A 16,931-nucleotide genomic window follows, 5' to 3' on the forward strand; every position below is an offset into this window, starting at 1 on the left:
TACCCCTCACACCGCATTTTGTTAAGCGCGCTTTGCCAAACTTTACCGCAAACTACCTGTACTTAACTCTATCCCCTGCTTAAAAATCAACGCCCCGCTTTAGGTCAATCCCGCGTTCGGCATAGTGTTTGTGGCAAATCATCTCTGAGTGGACACTAGCTAAGTCAAAATAGGCGGGGGGATGCTTACAGCGGCCGGTGATGATAATTTCTGTATCCCGTGGTTTACGGAGAAAGGCCTGGACAATGGGTTCAACGGGTAGAAGTTCTAAATCTACGGTGGGATTTAACTCATCTAAGATAATGGTTTTGTAGAACCCAGAGGCAATGGCCATCCGGGCAATTTCCCAACCTCGTTCTGCTTCCACATAGTCCAATTCCTGTTGCTGTCCCCGCCAAACAATCGCATCCCGGCCACAGCGTTGATGATCCACGAGATAGGGATAACTCTGCTGAAGGGCCGCAATGGCCGCATCTTCCGTATAGCCTTGGCCCCCCTTAAGCCACTGCATAATGAGTACCCGATGGGATTGATCTTGGCTAATGCCTTTACCGATGGCCTGGAGGGCTTTACCGAGGGCACTGGTGGATTTACCTTTGCCGTCACCCGTATAAATTTCAATCCCTTCAATCCCTTGTTCGATGGCGATGGGATGAAAGTGAGGCCGCATTTCTGAGTGGAGATCGGCAATTTCTAAAAGTTGGTGTGGAGTCCCCCGGCCCGTGGTGATAATTTCGAGATCATCGGATTTTTTCTTCAGTACCCGCACCACTTCATCCACGGGCAACAGGCCCAAGTCTAAAACTGGATTCAGTTCATCTAAAACAATGACGGAATAAAGTCCAGAGGCAATGGCTCCTTTGGCAATATCCCAGCCCCGTTGCGCTTCTTGGCGATCTAAGCGGGTAATTTGGTCGGCATTAAAAAACTCAGCCCGTCCGGTCCGCACCTGATCAATGAGATGGGGAAACCCCCGTTGCAAGGCTTCAATGGCGGCATCTTCGGCATAGTCACGGCCCGGCCCCTTGAGAAACCGCAACAGCAAAACCCGCGTGTGCCAGGCCGAAGCAATCCCCAGGCCAATGGAGCGCAACACCACCCCTAAGGCTGCTTGGGATTTTCCCTTGCCGGCCCCGTCATAGACATGGATTTGTCCGGTTTGGCGTTCCGGTCTAATTTGGGCGGTTTGAATACCAATACCACTGCGCGTCATGGAAACAATTACCAGGCCTGGGGGATAGCCACTATCTTAAGGGGGATTGATTTCTCTATTTTAGTTGAATTACCTGAGCCGGCCGAAAGGAGATTGGAATCGCAGATTAAGCCAAGCCAGGGATAAATGAAGAACTGACTAGACTAGAAATGTCCTCCCCGAATGTTGATATGAGTTATCTGGATACCGCCGCCGAATTTTACGCTACTGTTGCCCAAACCCCGGACATTGGCCTGTGTTGTGTTAATGAAGAAATTCAGGCTCTCCCAGATTTAGTCATTCCTGACATCATGCAGGCCATGAACTATGGCTGTGGGACGACGGTACAGGCCTCAGAATTAGCTAATCAACCAACTGTACTTTATGTGGGTGTGGGTGGGGGCCTGGAAGCACTCCAGTTTGCCTATTTTGCTCGCCGGCCTGGGGCGGTAATTGCCGTAGATCCCGTTGCAGAAATGCGGGAGGCGGCCCAACGAAACTTAGTCGAAGCAGCCCGACTTAATCCCTGGTTTGATCCCGCCTTTGTCCAAATCTGTGCTGGGGATGCCTTTCATTTGCCCTTAGCCGCTGAGTCGGTGGATGTCGTCGCCCAAAATTGTTTATTCAATATCTTTGAACCTACTGATTTAGCCCTTGCCCTCAAGGAAGCTGCCCGTGTCCTCAAGCCCCAAGGCCGATTGCTGATGAGTGACCCGATTACCACCATCCCCATTCCCGAACATTTACGCCAAGATGAACGACTGCGGGCCATGTGTTTATCGGGGGCCTTGACCTACGCGGAATATATTCAGCATCTAGCCCAGGCCGGGTTTGGTCAAATTGAAATTCGCGCCCGCCGCCCCTATCGTGTTTTGGATCAAGCAACCTACCACCTAGATCACGATATTGCCTTGGACAGCCTGGATTCAGTGGCTATAAAAACGCCAGTAACCTGTGGTGGCCCGAAGATCATTGATTTATCCGCAGACAGGGCCGTGATCTCCAATGGCCAGGCCCCGAAATGTTGTGGTTAGTTTCCTTCCAAAAACAATTGTGATTAGTTATTGATGATCAGCCCGATCCCTCTTGCCATTGATTAGGATAGAGGTCTGGTCTTGCAGGGATGAGCTGATGAAAAAGGTTTTGGCCTTAGTCCTGATCGCGCTACTTTGGCTCGGTTGTACTCCCCCAGGCCTGGCCGCCATATCCCCCACAGATGTGAGCGTCACCCTAGGCAATACATCCGATGAGTTAAAGTTTTTCCCGAATCAGTTTGAGTTTAAAACCGGACAGAAATACAAACTAACCTTAACGAACCCCAGTCATCTGAAGCACTATTTCACGGCCAAAGACTTTGCAGATAACAGTTGGACACAAAAAGTTGAAGCGGGGCAAGTGGAAGTCAAAGGCGCAATCCATGAACTAGAACTCCGGCCTGGGGCAACGGCGGAATGGTTTTTTGTGCCGATGAAACCCGGAACCTATCAACTCCATTGCTCTGTACCCGGCCATCAAGCAGCGGGCATGGTGGGGGAAATTATCTTAAAAGAGTCTTGAGGTCAAAAAATGCTAGAAATTCCTAAACAATATGTCCTGGATGAGCAGCAACAGATTCTTGCGGTTCAGATCCCTATCGCTGTTTATCACCAAATTGAAGCAGTCTTAGAAGACTTTGGTTTGGCAGAACTGATGAAAGAGGTGGAAAATGATGAACTACTGTCTGGAGCGGCGGCTGAATCTTATTATCAATCGCTGAAGTCCGAAAATGTGGCAGGTTGACTATACCAAGAAATTTCTCAAAGAACTTGCTGACCTGCCTAGCCATATCCAAGATCGAGTTGAATCTATTGTTTTTCAAGAACTCAGATCAGATAACCCATTTGCGCTTGGCTATATTGAAAAAATGAAAGGTTATCCTGATAAGTATAAAATTCGGATTGGTGATTACCGTATTGGGATCACGATCAATAGATCAGAACAACGAATTATTTGCCAGAGAATTGCTCATCGTCGAGAAATATACAGAATTTTCCCCTAAGTTGAAGTTTTAAAAAACAATACCTAGCTTTCTGGGTTTTAGGGTTATGATTTATCAGTTACGCCAGCTTGACTCACCTCGGTGATCATGTCCGCCCCCCGCCTCCATCCCGATACGATTGAACAGGTACGCGCCCGCGTCGATATTGTCGAGGTCGTGTCTGAGCATGTGGCCCTACGCAAGCGCGGGAAGGATTTTGTTGGCTGCTGCCCCTTCCACGATGAAAAATCTCCCAGTTTTAGTGTCAGTCCGGCCAAGGGCTTTTACTACTGCTTTGGCTGTGGGGCTGGGGGCAATGCGGTTAAGTTCTTGATGGAGGTGCAAAAACGCTCCTTTGGTGAGGTGGTTCTTGATCTAGCCCAACGCTATCAAGTCCCGGTTCGTACCGTTGATGAACACCAACGCCAGGCCCTGCAACAGGAGCTTTCCCTCAAAGAGCAGCTTTACGAAATTTTGGCTCTGACCTGCTCGTTTTATGAACACGCCCTCCGACAACCCACCGGCCAAGCGGCGTTAGAGTATGCGGTTAATAAACGGGGCCTGGATGAAGCAACACTACAGCAGTTTCAAATTGGCTATGCTCCGGCCGGGTGGCAAGTCCTCTATCGCTATCTTGTGGAGCAAAAGGGTTATCCCGCCTCCCTCGTGGAACAGGCCGGGCTGATTGTCCCCCGCAACCAAGGAGATGGCTACTATGACCGCTTCCGGGATCGGTTGGTGATTCCGATTCATGATCCCCAAGGGCGAGTGGTGGGTTTTGGCAGTCGGACGTTAACCAATGAAGAACCAAAATATCTCAACTCTCCCGAAACACCACTGTTTAGCAAAGGGAAATTGCTGTTTGGCCTGGACAAAGCCCGCCATGACATTGCCAAACAAGACCAGGCCATTGTGGTGGAAGGCTATTTTGATGTGATTGCCCTGCATCGGGCCGGAATTACGCAAGCTGTCGCTACCCTTGGAACTGCCCTCAGTAAAGAACAAGTCCGGCAACTGTTGCGCTATCTGGATTCTAAGCAAGTCATCCTTAACTTTGATGCCGACAAGGCCGGAGAAAAGGCCGCCCAACGGGCCATCGGGGAAGTGGCAGATTTAGCCTATAGCGGCGATGTCCAGTTGCGGATTTTAACGATTCCCCAGGGGAAAGACCCGGATGAGTTTCTAAGGCAACACTCGGCCCAAGATTATCTAAATCTGGTTAGTGCGGCCCCCTTGTGGTTAGATTGGCAGATTCAGGGACTCCTGGACACCCACGATTTATCCCAGGCCGATCAGTTTCAAGAGGTTACCCACAAAATTACGGCCCTCCTTGGGAAATTGCCCAGTGCCACTCTCCGTAGTCATTACATCCATCGCTGTGCCGAACTGTTGGGACAAGGGGATACGCGATTAACTCTCAGGCTAGAAGAATCCTTACGGCAACAGGTGCGGGGGCAACGCTGGCATGGACAAGGGCAAAAATGGCAACGACCGGCCGACACCACTCTCCGGGAAGCCGCAGAAGCTCAACTGTTACGGATTTATTTACACCTGCCCAACCAACGCGCAGCAATCCGCCAAGTGCTTCAAGATCGGGATTTAGAGTTCAGCTTTTCCCATCATCGGTTTTTGTGGCGACAAATCCTTAGCCTTGAAGAATCAGCCTTTGCCGGATTACCTGCTCCTGATGATCCCTATGGGGCCGAGTGGTTGCCCGTTCATCATGATTTGGATTTAATTACTGCGGTTCAAGATTTATGTACAGAGTTTCATACGGAACTGCATCAAATTTGGAACCTATTGCAACTCGATGAAAAGACCCGCTTAGATCTGCATCGGCCTACCTTATCCATTCAAGCCGCGGCAGCGTCCCTCGAACGAATTATGGTGGAAAAACGCTGTCGGCACTTACTCCAGGCCTGGGGAGAAACGATGACCTTAGTGCTTCAAGAATCCTTGGCTGGGGAAGCCCTACGCACCTATTTAGATCGCCTGATGTTAGATGAAACGGTTCCGATGCAAGATTTTCCGGGAGTGAATCATGAGCGATTGGCAACTCTGGAAAAATTACGCCAAGACTACTATCAACATCGCCACTATTTACAACAGTTGGATCAACAACGTTGCCCAGATTGGTGTGATTTAGTTGCCGCTAATGAAGCAATTAGCCAATGAGGGGATTGAAGCACTAAGAAGATAGCGGGGTATTGGGGCTGTGATGTTCCTGTAGCCAAGAATCCAGGCCAGAGCCAGGGGTATCGGATTCAATTTGGCCGTAATCCAGTTTGATAATGCGGTCTGCCACTTTGAAATAGCGATCATCATGACTAATGGCGAAGATGGTTTTTCCGCGTTGTTTCAGGGTTGGCAGCATTTGGGTATAGAAGAAATCTCGGAAGATCGGATCCTGATCGGCGGCCCATTCGTCAAACAGATAAATTGGGCGGTTTTCTAAGTAAGCCGTTAATAACCCAAGGCGTTTGCGTTCCCCCTGGGATAAATTAGTTGTAGAAAGTCGATCCCCTTGAATAGAAACTTTATGGGTCAGCCGGAGCAGTTTGATGTAATCCTCGGCCTGGGTCAAATTATTTTTAGTTTCAATTCCCAAAAGACGATCAAACAAAAAGAAGTCTGAAAACACAGTCGCAAAATGCTGCCGATACCATTCCTGTAAATCGGGGCTAATGACTTGGCCATCTAGACGAATTTCCCCATCTTCCGGCTCATACAGGCCAGTGATAATTTTAGCTAAGGTTGATTTACCGCTGCCATTGCCACCGACAATAAAGACCAATTCCCCGGCCTGGAATTTCAAATTTAAGGGGCCGAGGGTAAACGTGAACGGATTATCTTGACTGCCACTTTGATAGGTATGGCGAATGTTAATCAGTTCTAGGGTTTGCCAGGCCCCGAGGGGAGGTAAATCTGCTTCTAAGGTTGTCGCTAAAACGTGTTCATTGAGGGATAACTGCAAGGATTCAACTTTTGTTAAAGCGACACTGGCCCGACTCAGGATTGGAATGGCTTCAATGACGTGCTGCATCGGTAACATTAAATAAATAATCGTCAAGACATAGCCCGACATCACCGGCCCACTCACCCCTAGCAAATTTGGCAGGGTAAAGAGGAAAAAACCAATGGTAACAAACAGGAGCAACTGCCCCCAACTGGCCGCAATGGCAAAGACCGTTAAGCCAATTTGATTTTGCTTGCGAGCCTCTGCTACGGTCGGTTGAAATTCTTCAGTGATAAAGGCCTGGCGGCGTTCCCGATTGAGCTTGAGTTCCTTATTGCCCTCAGTTAAGGCTCGAAAATGTTGAAACAGCCGATCCTGTTGTGACCTTGCCGCCGTTAAAAATCGCCCCGCTTTCCCCGCCAAAAAAAGATAACTCCCTGTCCCAAAGCCAATTAAGATAATCAAGATAAAAAATAGGGGAACGGAGAGCCAGGCCATGTAAAGTAAGCAGCCCAGCACAATGGCAACGGCATTAAATAAATTTGGCAAGACGGAAAATGACCGGGCCACCGCTTCTACATCGTCCGTTAAGGTGGCTAAGAGTTGGGCATTGCCGAGGGCTTCCAGTTGCCGCAGGGGTGAGGCTAAAATTCGACTTCCTAAAACTAAGCGCATCTCAGAAACAGCCTGTTGGGCGGCCTGGACGAGTAAAACTTGGGAAGCAAAATGAGTTAGGAGGAGAAGGATGCCTAAAAGCGTGAATCCCCAAGGTAAGACGGACTGCAAATCTGTAAAATTGTTCAGAGCCGCATTAATCAGGGCAATTAATCCGGCCGTACTCGCCCCATTCAATAACCCTGCCAGGCCTGCCCCTGCCACTGTCCGCCATGCTGACCGAAGAAGTAAATAAAACAACTGCACTCGGCCTGTTTACCTCAAACTCAAATGAATCATCATTGCGTGTCCAGTTCTGGTCATATCCGGTTCAGATAAACAACCAATAAAATTAGTTATCCTTAACTTACTGATTGTTGTTAACTGATCTGTCATAGCTTTATTGGGCTTACTTCTAAGGAAAACCAGTACTTCACTAGGATAAAGCCTCTTCACATTACTGCTGAGAGGAACTACCTGAACACGATTAAGATACCGATTGGCAGAGTTATTACTTATGATGACAGCGGGGCGAACTTTACGAATCTCACCTACAACTGATGGGTCAAAGTTAGCCCACCAAACCTCACCCCTGATCATCAATATCGCCAACGGTAGCCTCAGACCATGCCAGAGCTTCGGCTTCTCTTTCTTGATCCGCGGCCATTTGACGATATCCCTCATCTAAATCAACATCCATAATTTGGGGACGAATTAAGTTCTCAATCAGTTGGCTAATTGTCTCACTTCCAACAAGGCAACTCAGCTTGTTATATATCTCTTCGTCCAGAGTGATTGTCAACTCTTTTTCCATCGCTTTACCTCAAATTTCCTGACTTTAGCTTAAGATACGGGGCTGATGCGGGTCATGACGACATTAGAAGCTCTTTGAGACTAAAGTTTGAAGGTTGCTAGTTTTAGGGTTCATCATCCACTTTGGGTAAAAAATCTGGGCGTTCTTTATCTTCCCAACCAGCTGGACGTTTTGAGTTATACCAGGCCACGGAACCTAAACTGACAGCAGCAATAAACCCTAACGCTAAGACAGCATAGAACGGCCCTAAGCCTTCAAAAACTGCTTCTAAACCTGCCAATGGGCCAATAAACATAGCAAGATACCCTTTACGGAATCAAAAAAATTACAAAGGACTTATGCCTCATCCTACGGCCGAATGTTGCCCCGTTGAACAGAACCGATGACTAAATCCGGCCCAGAATATTGAGCCCGTGAGTATCTGTACCACAGGTTTCGAGAAGACCATAGCGTTGAGCAAAACCGCCGACTAAATCCGTTGTGTGGGGTGTAGGAACCCAAGGGTGGGGATTTCCATAGGCATAGTAGGTTTCGACTCCGGCAATTCCCAATTCCACTGCTGCGGGGATCAGTTCGGTAGCTGGACGTTTATAGCGGGCTGGGTGGGCAAGAACGGTAATCGCGCCGGCCTGGTGGAGTTGCTGGATAACTATCTTGGCGGTGGCGGCGGTTCCAGTTGGCGCTGTGCCTTGGAGATAGGGTTCTAAGGCTGGGTGAGTTGCGTTAAAGCCAAACCCAAGAATATGCACTTCGACATCCAGTAAAGATGCTGTAATTTCTATGCCTGACCAAATTCGAGGTTTGCAGGGGACATCCCGTTGATTTAAGTCAGCCTGAGCCGCAAAATAGCCTTCAACTGAATGATGATCTGTGATCGCAAAGTCAATCAGACCAACATCTAATGCTTGATCGACTAAAGTTTCTGGACTGAGTTGACCATCGGAAGCCGTGGTGTGGAGGTGAAAGTTGTAGAGATGGGGACAATTCTGGGCATTAATCCGGCGAAACACAGCCACCAAGTCGGGATTTGGTTTGGAAATGTTTGGGGGTGAAGAGCGACCAACATGGGTAGCTAGGGGCATAGGCATTACGAATTATTACGGTCTATCTATCCTCAATATAAACTTTGGTAACAGGGGTTGTCTGTCAGCAAAAATACTTAATCCTGATGGCTCACACCATTTCTTTAAATCAATTGAATTTCTCGACTGAGTTAAGCGCAGTGGTGGAGAATCGTCAGGCCCCGGTTTGAGTTAGGTTTCTGAGGGAGTTGAAGGCGTTGGAGTCGGGACAAGAAAGGCGATTAAAGCCCCAGCCACAAAGCCAGCAATATTACGGAAAATGGGAATCCATTCGCTTGTTCTGACCAAAACCGGCCCCAGGCCAAAGGCTAAGAACAGCATTCCCCAAAGGGGTGAAAACAATAAAATCCACTTCCAGGCTACGACTTGATTTTCTTGACGGGGACGGGCAGCAAAGCCAAAAATTACGCCACCTAGAGCAGAAGTAATCAGGGTTAATATCCACTGTTCAGAAGGTAAACCAGGAACCGCCCGACAGCCCCCCTTAACTAAACAGTTTTCAATGGCCTCCAGCGATTGAATAATGGCCTGGTCTTCACCATTTTCCCGGACAAAATATTGATTGCCAAAGCGGGTTTGCAGTTCGACCCAAAAGGTGCGTTGTAAGACTCGGTAAGCATCATCACCAACATTAAAATTGAGAATATTTCCGCCCCGAGAGTCAGCCACTAATAAAATGCTGTGATCGTCCAGTTCCCAAAAGTCTTTCACCGCCAGGCCTGGAGTGCGATCATATTGCGTTAAGACCCGTAATTTCCAACCCGTATCCACCTCAAACTGCTCCAGTTGCGCCCCTAGTTTTTCCTGTTGCACGGGGGTTAAGGCCTGGGCGAGATCTACAATGGTTGTGGGTTGGGCCGGCAAAAGTTCTGGATTGTTAAAGGCCCAGGCCGGGGTAGTCATGCCCAAAAATAAGCCGCAACTCAGCACCAGGCCCCAAGCTGCAATCCCCACCTGTCGCCCCCGACCCCCTAGTCTCACAGTTGTTATCCGAGAGATTGTGGCGTGAATGAGTTGCAGCATAGAGATTTATTAATAGTTTTCTTTACATATCTTAAGTTTATGTTAACGATTAGGGGTCTTTCCGGCAATGATCCCCAAGTTTTAAGGGGCAGATTCTCAACCAAGCCTGAATCCCGGCCTGATCCCAACCACTTCTCAGGTAATTCTCAGAAATCAAACCTAGAATACAGCCCTAAAATACACATAGCCAGATTGAGACTTTAACAATGCTGCTAAACCTTGCCGATATTCTCCTTTTAATCCACCCAATTTTGGCCTGTACCTTTATCTTTCCGGTGATTGGCATCGTGGGCTATCTGGCCTGGCAAACTCGACAACGGCGGCTCTCTGCTCCGGGGGAAGCTAAGGGGAAAATTTCACCCCAAGTCGGCCGGGAGCATGTGGCCATTGGTAACCTGTTGGCGGCGGGAGTGGTCGGGATTACCCTAGTTGCTTTGGCCTATGGAGTCGTCTTTGGCTATCAAGGATTTTTGGATCAGGCCAAGGATGGCAAACTCAGAACCGTGCAAGTTGGGTTTGTGGTTGTGATGTTTATTCTGACCCTTGTTTCCTTGGGAATTTTGATGAGAACTCGGGCCAAGCTTTGGCGGGGAGTTTTTGCCACCTTAACGGGGTTGGGAATCGGGGTTTTAGGTTGGCAGCCGGGGATTTTTCATCGCAATGATGAGTGGTACATCTCCCATTACTATTTTGGCATTGTCGCCAGTTGGTTGATGATCTTTGCTGCGGCCATTGTTCAGGATATTTACCAGAGTAAGAAATGGCGGCGAGTGCATATCATCTTGAACTCCCTGGCCCTGATTTTGTTTATTCTCCAAGGGGTGACTGGGACGCGGGATTTATTGGAACTTCCCCTGAGTTGGCAAGAATCTGTCGTTTATAGCTGTAACTTTGATTCCAAATCCCCAGAGTTTAAGACCTGTCCTAAGTAGTCCCTGCCGAAAAACTCAGGCCAGGCCAGCGTTAGTCTCCCAGTGGTGCGGCGGAATGAATTAAGGTGGCAGATGAGCCTTTTGGGTAGCTGACCGGATGATGAAATTGAGTCAAGGGGTGATGCTTGTTTTGTTGGGCCTGGCCTGGGGCTGGCTTGGGGATCTACGAGTTGCTGGAGAAGAAAATGGCCTACCAGTAGCAGTCGGAGCGCGAGTAACAAAGGACTTGGCCCGGCAGTTAAAGGTGTCTCCCCAACGCCTGAAGATTCTGGCCGCGACTCCCCAAACCTGGCCCGATACCTGTTTAGGCATTCCCAAAGCAACTCCTCAGGCCTGTAGTCCCTTGCTGGTGGTGGGTTGGCGCGTCAGTGTGAGTGATGGGCAAAAGCAATGGTTTTATCGCACCAATGATTCTGGCCAGTTAATCGTGCTAGAAAATCTCCAGTCTCCAGTACCGCTGCTCCCCCAGGCCATTGCTAACGGTATTCTAGAACGCACGGCTCAGGACTTTAACCAGGCCCCGAATACCCTGATGATTACGGCTGCCAGCCCCAAGATTTGGTCAGATGGTTGCCTGGGCCTGGGGGGCTTAAACTTGCTCTGTGCCGAAAAACTCACCCCCGGCTGGGAAGTAGCGGTGCAAAGTCGCTTGGAAACGATTCCCCAACGCTGGCTTTACCGAACCAACCAGGCCGGAACTGTGATTGTTTGGGATGCGGCCGGCAGTCAGGTGATTGGGCAACTCGTGCAGCCACCGAGCAAAATTGACCCCACAGATTTACCGCCAGAATTAAGCGATGGGCAACTGTTTCGGATGATCAGTTCTGGGGGGATCAGTGCGCGACAAACCGTGACTTGGCTCCTAGCCGATGGGCAAATTGTTCAGGAAAGTAGGGATCCCCAAGGGCGAACTGAAACCAAACCTTTGCGGCAAATCTCCCCGGAACAAGTAGCCCTCTGGCAAGAACTCCTCCGTCAACGCCGCTTTAATCGCTTTAATACCTATAAATTTCCCCCTCAACCGGAAGCCCAGGCCTTTATGACTATTTTTCTCTCAAATTCCCAGTCCACCACTGAATTTACGGATATAGATCAATACAAACTGCCGAGTGATTTGTTAGCCATCCTCAAGGCCTGGGAAAAATTAGTCAGTCAAGGTCGCCTACCTGCCTCTGTGTTGCCCGATGCGCGTTTACCTAATCCTGCCAGTCGTTAATTTTATCTGCTTAGGATCATCTCAGTTACTCAGATTTTGGGGCGGCTTAAAAAATATCCCAATCCCATTGGCTACTCGCGTCGTTGTCACCGAATGCCGATCAATTAACCGGCCGCCGAGATAGAGATTAGTAGAACTGCCGCCGTCTAAGTTCAGGGCCTGGGTTGCGCCGAGTTGTAAGAGAATTGCGGCCCATTCCGGTAAAGTTGGCCCAGATCCGCCTAAACGATTGTGGGTGGTGACTAAACGAATCTTGCCATCGGGCATTTGGATAATGGCACTCCGGGGGGCAGACTGAGCATCCAGGCCCCGGCCAAATTGTTCAATCGCCGCATCGAGGACAATTTTTCCACCATCAATCAACAGTGGCCCCGCGCCAAGAATGTTGGGAAACGCATCAAAGTCACTGGGGAGAGGTGTTGTTTGTAGTTCTACAGTTTGGCCTGGGGTTAAGGTCTCTGGAAGCGGGCCTGTGCCGCGCCAAACCAACAAGTAACCATCGGTGGGAATGACCCAGGCCTGGCCGCCGGCCACTTGGCGATTGCTAATTTGCTTATTTTGCACTGTGAAAATGGTTTCATTACTGGTTTGGGCAGAATAGCGCGGCCCCCAAGCGGGAGTATAAAGAGCCAGGCCTGGTTGTAAGAAGCCACTATTCAGGTCAGTAACATTCACCTTTGCCCCTGTGGCTGTTGTTAGGGTCTGTCGTAAAGCCAAGCGTCCGACTTTGATTTGCCCCTGCTCTGTCCAGCCAATCGCCCCCCGATTCAAAATAGGCCCCGAAATCCATTGTCCCTGACTCCGGATCGCCCCCAAAGGCATTTGCTTATCTCGGTTAAAAAATCCGCCATTGATCGCCCCGGCCACCTGCCAGCGTTGGGCCAATTCCGGCAAGGGTTGGATACCGATTAGGGTATTAGGACTCGGCCAAATCGGGCGCAAACTCAGGTTGGGTTGCTTGGGATCAAGGATCAGAGAATTTAGCGGAAACTGCCCACTGCGAAGAGAAATAGTTTCTTCCTGCCAGGCCAGACCGGGGGCCCACTGAATCGTGCGTGGCGGCGGGGGATCATTGCGAAAGTCCACCACAATCCGGGGCGGATTCACCAGCATCGAAACTTGGGGGCGGGTAGTTCCAGACAGTGAGGTTTCCCAGATTGTGCGGGTTGGGGCGGTGGTGACTTTGATGTTGGGGATTGGTTCTGAGGCGACTTGGCTAGCTTCCACAGTAAGGGCAAATTCCCTGGGGGTCAGGCCAGTGCGACTGTTGGTGAGCCGACTAATCTGCCAAGGGGTGGGCCGACTGACATCAATCACCCAGCGAGTTCCCCAAGGTTGTTGTCCCTGGCGAAATCCCAAAACCTGGGCGGGTGGGGTTTTAATTTGCAGCGTATCCCCTTGGGGTTGGACTTGCCAGGCCTGTTGTTGAGCAATCGCCGAAATGTCTAGATAACGGAACATCCCATTCGGACTCCAGCGGACAGTCAGGGCCTGGGAACTGCCGTTAAACCATTCCACAGGTTGGACTTGGGGGTTGCTCGTGCTGAGGAGGTTAAACCCAAAGCGATTGGCCAGGCCAGCATCACTAATTCCGAAGGTCGGCTGTCCCTGAGGATTAACCCCTTGACTCCAGGCCATGACATATTCCCGACCGTTGAGATTGACCTTTGTCCCTTCTGTGGGTGGACTTAACTGCGCCGTTGCTAATCCTGCCGCCAAACCCAAACCCAGGCCAAGGGAAACAGCTACGGGAACATAACCAGGCCAAGGGGTTTTCGTGAACATAGGGAATCTCTAACGGTCTTTTTGCATCTTAACTGAACGATGATCGAGGGTCTGTCAAGCGTGTAATATTTAAGTCCTAGCCGTCATACCTAAGCCCAACCCGTTATCTAGGAATTTTGCCCTATGCGTCTCTCCCAGATGCTCTTTGTCACCTTGCGCGAAAGCCCTGCTGAGGCCGAAATTCCCAGTCATAAATTGCTCTTACGGGCGGGATATATTCGCCGGGTGGGGAGTGGGGTCTATGTTTATCTACCCTTGCTCTGGCGAGTTTTACAAAAAATTAGTGCCATTGTCCGCGAGGAAATGAATGCTACGGGGGCCACGGAATGTTTACTGCCCCAAATTCAACCGGCTGAACTGTGGCAAGAATCGGGCCGCTGGGATACCTACACCAAAGCTGAGGGGATTATGTTTGCCCTGACGGATCGGCAAGGTCGGCAACTGGGCCTGGGGCCAACCCATGAAGAAGTGATTACGGCCGTGGCCCGGGACATGATTCGCTCTTACCGTCAGTTACCGTTACATCTCTATCAAATTCAGTCCAAATTCCGGGATGAAATTCGGCCGCGGTTTGGCTTGATGCGGGGCCGGGAATTCATCATGAAAGATGGCTATTCGTTCCATGCCGACACCAACAGTCTCAAAGCCACCTACCAGGATATGTACCAGGCCTACACGAATATTTTGAGCCGCTGTGGGTTGACGTTTCGAGCAGTGGAAGCGGATTCTGGGGCGATTGGCGGGGCCGGTTCCCATGAGTTTATGGTCTTAGCTGATGCCGGGGAAGATGAAGTTCTCTATACCGCTGATGGGAATTATGCGGCCAATGTGGAAAAAGCGATTTCCCGGCCCACGGCTGCAATTCCGTCAACGTTCACCACCTATGAAGAACGCCCAACTCCCGGAACAGACACGATTGAAAAACTGGCGACCGTTGCGAACTGTGACCCGAGCCAAATTGTCAAAAATGTCCTCTACGAAGCCAGCTTAGATAATGGGTTTACCTTGTTGGTGTTGGTCAGTATTCGGGGCGACCAGGCCATCAATGAAGTTAAACTGCAAAACGCCTTAACCAACCTTGCACCCGAGTATGGCGGTAAAGCCGTGTTATCCCTGACGGTTCCTGATGCCAATGCTCAACAACGCTGGGCCAAACAACCCTTACCTTTGGGTTATCTCAGTCCCGGCCTGGCGGATACATGGATTAAACCACCCAAACCGGCCTCCACTGATGATGAGGGGCCTGTAGAAATCATCCTGCCAAAGTTTGTGCGCTTGGTGGATCAAACAGCAGTTGACCTGAAAAACTTTGTCACCGGAGCCGATCAACCGGGAGTTCATGGTTTTGGGGCCAACTGGAACGTTCAATATCCCTTACCCAAAACCGTTGTTGATGTTCGCAAGGCCCAGTCCGGGGATTTAGCGGTTCATGATCCGAGCCAAACGTTAGAAACTGCCCGCGGCATTGAAATTGGGCATATTTTCCAACTGGGGACGAAATATTCTCAAGCTCTCGGGGCTACCTATACCTCGGAGTCCGGTGAAGAAATTCCCTTGGTTATGGGCTGTTATGGCATAGGAGTGTCGCGCTTGGCCCAGGCCGCGGTGGAGCAATCCTACGATAAAGATGGGATTATTTGGCCCCTGGCGATTGCCCCCTATCAGGCGATTGTGGTCATTCCCAATATTACTGATGCCAAACAAGTGGAAGTGGCGACCCAACTCTATGAGCAACTCAATGAAGCTGGAATTGAAACCCTTTTGGATGATCGGGATGAACGGGCCGGGGTCAAGTTCAAAGATGCAGACTTAATTGGGATTCCCTTTCGGATTGTTACCGGCCGGGCTTTGGCGCAGGGCAAGGTAGAAGTCGTTAAACGGGCCACCAAAGAGTCTGAGGAAATTGCGATTGAAACGGTGGTTGAAACTCTCGGGGCCTGGTGCAAGGGATAAATCAGACAACTAGGCAAGTTATGGGGGCCAATTTACCCATAAGATAACCAGGCCTGTAGGTCTGCCCCATCTTGAAACTCGAGTAAAGCCTCACCTAAATTCTCTAACTGAGCCAATATCAATTCTGCTACTTGCCCAGATAGCGTGGTTGGTCAATCTCCCCTTTTTGACCTCATAACTAATTCATCTTGTTGTCGAATTCTAATTTTGATTGACCAAATTATTTCTCCTGCCAATTTTTCTGCTTCTTGAAGTTCACTAAAAGCACTACTCATATCTTTTCTATACTCATCAAATACATTATTTCCAACACCTATCCGCTTCCTAGTAAATTCGCTAAATTTTTCATTCAATTCCTGGTCATCCAATGCTTTAATTCGAGCAGATACTGTTGACATGTCTAGAATATGTTTTTTTATTTCCGAATCTTCTTTTTTGCCTTCAAATCCTTGTATATAGACAAAAGTCATCAACTTCAATTCAGAGTCAAGAAATGTTAATATTGGCTCTATGATATTCTTTTTCTCAAATTCCCAGCTCCAGTCAAGTTTACGATGACGAACTTGAGCATTGATTTCAAATCTTTTAACAAAAATATTTGTTAATTGTGTAACAAATACACCAAATAGTGTCCCTCCAGCCCCTAATAATGCTCCGAACAAAGCTGGATTTTTATCAAGAAACTCTATTTGGATCATGCGTTAACTCAATTCATCAGTTTTGAATCTATGATACTGAATTTGAGCATGAGTTTAGTATTTATCTAAGAGGACTAGAGTCTAAATTAAGTATTAAACAGAAGTATACCGCCTAAAAGTACTATTAAGGTGCTTCAACTGAGTGTCAAGTTCTTGCTCGATTCTCTCTGAAAGAAAAGTTTAATTTATTTAGATGGGTATCCATGCAAAGTTGAGTTTTTAGGTTTTGCTCTGTTCACAAATCATCTCTGTTTACTATCAATAGCTTGCGGCTAACTAGGCCTGGAGTTCTGAAACATCTTGAAACTCGAGTAAAGCCTCACCTAAATTCTCTAATTGAGCCAATGGCAATTCTGCTACTTGCCTAGATAGCGTGGTTGGTAAATCACCCAACTTGCGCTGTAATTGCCGAAATACGAGAGAAAAAGCTTCCTGTTTTAACCCTTCTTGCCGTCCCTCCTCCAGGCCCTCGGCTTTGACCTCTTGATAAAAACGGCTCTTTTGTAGTTCTGAGGCTGTGAACCCTAACATCTCTGCCACCTCCTATCAACTCTTTATCTTGTAAGCACTCGCATCACACATCCTTGCATTGCCCAACTTCCAAGCAAT

At 49.0% G+C, this 16,931-nt stretch carries 18 protein-coding genes and 1 pseudogene; 8 read left to right on the forward strand and 11 right to left on the reverse strand.

Translation table 11 applies throughout. The features are described from left to right. Nucleotides 1-79: 79 nt before the first annotated feature. Nucleotides 80-1,213, reverse strand: a complete 1,134-nt coding sequence (locus SYN6312_RS08850; protein ID WP_015124526.1) for a cob(I)yrinic acid a,c-diamide adenosyltransferase — start codon at nt 1,211-1,213, stop codon at nt 80-82. 170 nt (nt 1,214-1,383) lie between these two features. Between SYN6312_RS08850 and arsM the strand changes: the two genes are divergently transcribed. The 5 genes from arsM (at nt 1,384) to dnaG (ending at nt 5,384) form a co-directional block, all read left to right on the forward strand. Further along, complete coding sequence (gene arsM, locus SYN6312_RS08855) at nt 1,384-2,226, forward strand: arsenosugar biosynthesis arsenite methyltransferase ArsM (protein WP_015124527.1); 843 nt, start codon at nt 1,384-1,386, stop codon at nt 2,224-2,226. A 97-nt stretch (nt 2,227-2,323) separates the two neighbouring features. After that, the gene (locus tag SYN6312_RS08860) at nt 2,324-2,749 is read left to right on the forward strand and encodes a plastocyanin/azurin family copper-binding protein (RefSeq protein ID WP_015124528.1); all 426 of its coding nucleotides are present in this window, start codon (nt 2,324-2,326) and stop codon (nt 2,747-2,749) included. 9 nt (nt 2,750-2,758) lie between these two features. Beyond that, entirely contained in the window at nt 2,759-2,971 is a 213-nt protein-coding gene (locus SYN6312_RS08865) for a hypothetical protein (protein ID WP_015124529.1), read from the forward strand. Continuing rightward, complete coding sequence (locus tag SYN6312_RS08870) at nt 2,958-3,230, forward strand: type II toxin-antitoxin system RelE/ParE family toxin (RefSeq protein ID WP_015124530.1); 273 nt, start codon at nt 2,958-2,960, stop codon at nt 3,228-3,230. The genes SYN6312_RS08865 and SYN6312_RS08870 overlap by 14 nt, the downstream gene beginning before the upstream one ends. An 87-nt stretch (nt 3,231-3,317) precedes the next feature. Next, a complete protein-coding gene (gene dnaG, locus SYN6312_RS08875; protein WP_015124531.1) occupies nt 3,318-5,384 on the forward strand; it encodes a DNA primase in 2,067 nt (688 codons plus the stop codon). 13 nt (nt 5,385-5,397) lie between these two features. On the opposite strand, the gene SYN6312_RS08880 is transcribed toward dnaG, so the two are convergent. The 6 genes from SYN6312_RS08880 to SYN6312_RS08905 form a co-directional block, all read right to left on the reverse strand. Then, entirely contained in the window at nt 5,398-7,086 is a 1,689-nt protein-coding gene (locus tag SYN6312_RS08880; protein ID WP_015124532.1) for a cyclic peptide export ABC transporter, read from the reverse strand. A 9-nt stretch (nt 7,087-7,095) separates the two neighbouring features. Further along, nucleotides 7,096-7,503 (reverse strand): type II toxin-antitoxin system PemK/MazF family toxin, encoded by a 408-nt coding sequence (locus SYN6312_RS20985; RefSeq protein WP_371257387.1) that lies wholly within the window; start codon nt 7,501-7,503, stop codon nt 7,096-7,098. After that, on the reverse strand, nt 7,406-7,633 hold the full coding sequence (locus SYN6312_RS08890) for a hypothetical protein (RefSeq protein ID WP_015124534.1): 228 nt from the start codon (nt 7,631-7,633) through the stop codon (nt 7,406-7,408). Before SYN6312_RS08890 ends, SYN6312_RS20985 begins: the two co-directional genes overlap by 98 nt. A gap of 103 nt (nt 7,634-7,736) precedes the next feature. Beyond that, complete coding sequence (gene psb35 / locus SYN6312_RS08895) at nt 7,737-7,928, reverse strand: photosystem II assembly protein Psb35 (protein ID WP_015124535.1); 192 nt, start codon at nt 7,926-7,928, stop codon at nt 7,737-7,739. Between the two features lie 91 nt (nt 7,929-8,019). Further along, nucleotides 8,020-8,715: a PHP domain-containing protein gene (locus tag SYN6312_RS08900; protein ID WP_015124536.1), complete on the reverse strand. Its 696-nt coding sequence runs from the start codon at nt 8,713-8,715 to the stop codon at nt 8,020-8,022. A 171-nt stretch (nt 8,716-8,886) separates the two neighbouring features. Next, nucleotides 8,887-9,618 carry a TPM domain-containing protein gene (locus SYN6312_RS08905; protein WP_253276460.1) on the reverse strand — a complete coding sequence of 244 codons (732 nt, stop codon included), beginning with the start codon at nt 9,616-9,618 and terminating at the stop codon, nt 8,887-8,889. 326 nt (nt 9,619-9,944) lie between these two features. Between SYN6312_RS08905 and SYN6312_RS08910 the strand changes: the two genes are divergently transcribed. Both SYN6312_RS08910 and SYN6312_RS08915 read left to right on the forward strand, forming a co-directional pair. After that, nucleotides 9,945-10,670 (forward strand): DUF4079 domain-containing protein, encoded by a 726-nt coding sequence (locus tag SYN6312_RS08910; RefSeq protein ID WP_015124538.1) that lies wholly within the window; start codon nt 9,945-9,947, stop codon nt 10,668-10,670. Nucleotides 10,671-10,767: 97 nt separating this feature from the next. Continuing rightward, nucleotides 10,768-11,886 (forward strand): hypothetical protein, encoded by a 1,119-nt coding sequence (locus SYN6312_RS08915; protein ID WP_041430786.1) that lies wholly within the window; start codon nt 10,768-10,770, stop codon nt 11,884-11,886. 21 nt (nt 11,887-11,907) lie between these two features. On the opposite strand, the gene SYN6312_RS08920 is transcribed toward SYN6312_RS08915, so the two are convergent. Then, nucleotides 11,908-13,671 carry a phosphodiester glycosidase family protein gene (locus SYN6312_RS08920; protein WP_015124540.1) on the reverse strand — a complete coding sequence of 588 codons (1,764 nt, stop codon included), beginning with the start codon at nt 13,669-13,671 and terminating at the stop codon, nt 11,908-11,910. 123 nt (nt 13,672-13,794) lie between these two features. On the opposite strand from SYN6312_RS08920, the gene SYN6312_RS08925 reads away from it, so the two are divergent. Next, the gene (locus SYN6312_RS08925) at nt 13,795-15,624 is read left to right on the forward strand and encodes a proline--tRNA ligase (RefSeq protein ID WP_015124541.1); all 1,830 of its coding nucleotides are present in this window, start codon (nt 13,795-13,797) and stop codon (nt 15,622-15,624) included. Between the two features lie 32 nt (nt 15,625-15,656). Here the strand turns inward: SYN6312_RS08925 and SYN6312_RS20730 are convergent. The 3 genes and pseudogenes from SYN6312_RS20730 to SYN6312_RS08935 form a co-directional block, all read right to left on the reverse strand. Continuing rightward, nucleotides 15,657-15,755 (reverse strand): annotated as a pseudogene (locus tag SYN6312_RS20730) (DUF4351 domain-containing protein); the annotation flags it as partial. A 21-nt stretch (nt 15,756-15,776) separates the two neighbouring features. Beyond that, nucleotides 15,777-16,322, reverse strand: a complete 546-nt coding sequence (locus SYN6312_RS08930) for a hypothetical protein (RefSeq protein ID WP_041430787.1) — start codon at nt 16,320-16,322, stop codon at nt 15,777-15,779. 276 nt (nt 16,323-16,598) lie between these two features. Then, nucleotides 16,599-16,853 (reverse strand): DUF4351 domain-containing protein, encoded by a 255-nt coding sequence (locus tag SYN6312_RS08935; protein WP_041430789.1) that lies wholly within the window; start codon nt 16,851-16,853, stop codon nt 16,599-16,601. Nucleotides 16,854-16,931 lie beyond the last annotated feature (78 nt).

The sequence above is a fragment of the Synechococcus sp. PCC 6312 genome, from assembly GCF_000316685.1.
In the GTDB taxonomy this organism is placed as follows: domain Bacteria; phylum Cyanobacteriota; class Cyanobacteriia; order Thermosynechococcales; family Thermosynechococcaceae; genus Pseudocalidococcus.

What these genes read in the sequence shown, in the direction of transcription:
- SYN6312_RS08850 (WP_015124526.1), bottom strand. Translation starts at nt 1,213, where the DNA reads ATGACGCGCAGTGGTATTGGTATTCAAACCGCCCAAATTAGACCGGAA.
- arsM (WP_015124527.1), top strand. Translation starts at nt 1,384, where the DNA reads ATGAGTTATCTGGATACCGCCGCCGAATTTTACGCTACTGTTGCCCAA.
- SYN6312_RS08860 (WP_015124528.1), top strand. Translation starts at nt 2,324, where the DNA reads ATGAAAAAGGTTTTGGCCTTAGTCCTGATCGCGCTACTTTGGCTCGGT.
- SYN6312_RS08865 (WP_015124529.1), top strand. Translation starts at nt 2,759, where the DNA reads ATGCTAGAAATTCCTAAACAATATGTCCTGGATGAGCAGCAACAGATT.
- SYN6312_RS08870 (WP_015124530.1), top strand. Translation starts at nt 2,958, where the DNA reads ATGTGGCAGGTTGACTATACCAAGAAATTTCTCAAAGAACTTGCTGAC.
- dnaG (WP_015124531.1), top strand. Translation starts at nt 3,318, where the DNA reads ATGTCCGCCCCCCGCCTCCATCCCGATACGATTGAACAGGTACGCGCC.
- SYN6312_RS20985 (WP_371257387.1), bottom strand. Translation starts at nt 7,503, where the DNA reads ATGAGGGATATCGTCAAATGGCCGCGGATCAAGAAAGAGAAGCCGAAG.
- SYN6312_RS08890 (WP_015124534.1), bottom strand. Translation starts at nt 7,633, where the DNA reads ATGGAAAAAGAGTTGACAATCACTCTGGACGAAGAGATATATAACAAG.
- psb35 (WP_015124535.1), bottom strand. Translation starts at nt 7,928, where the DNA reads ATGTTTATTGGCCCATTGGCAGGTTTAGAAGCAGTTTTTGAAGGCTTA.
- SYN6312_RS08900 (WP_015124536.1), bottom strand. Translation starts at nt 8,715, where the DNA reads ATGCCCCTAGCTACCCATGTTGGTCGCTCTTCACCCCCAAACATTTCC.
- SYN6312_RS08905 (WP_253276460.1), bottom strand. Translation starts at nt 9,618, where the DNA reads ATGACTACCCCGGCCTGGGCCTTTAACAATCCAGAACTTTTGCCGGCC.
- SYN6312_RS08910 (WP_015124538.1), top strand. Translation starts at nt 9,945, where the DNA reads ATGCTGCTAAACCTTGCCGATATTCTCCTTTTAATCCACCCAATTTTG.
- SYN6312_RS08915 (WP_041430786.1), top strand. Translation starts at nt 10,768, where the DNA reads ATGATGAAATTGAGTCAAGGGGTGATGCTTGTTTTGTTGGGCCTGGCC.
- SYN6312_RS08920 (WP_015124540.1), bottom strand. Translation starts at nt 13,671, where the DNA reads ATGTTCACGAAAACCCCTTGGCCTGGTTATGTTCCCGTAGCTGTTTCC.
- SYN6312_RS08925 (WP_015124541.1), top strand. Translation starts at nt 13,795, where the DNA reads ATGCGTCTCTCCCAGATGCTCTTTGTCACCTTGCGCGAAAGCCCTGCT.
- SYN6312_RS08930 (WP_041430787.1), bottom strand. Translation starts at nt 16,322, where the DNA reads ATGATCCAAATAGAGTTTCTTGATAAAAATCCAGCTTTGTTCGGAGCA.
- SYN6312_RS08935 (WP_041430789.1), bottom strand. Translation starts at nt 16,853, where the DNA reads ATGTTAGGGTTCACAGCCTCAGAACTACAAAAGAGCCGTTTTTATCAA.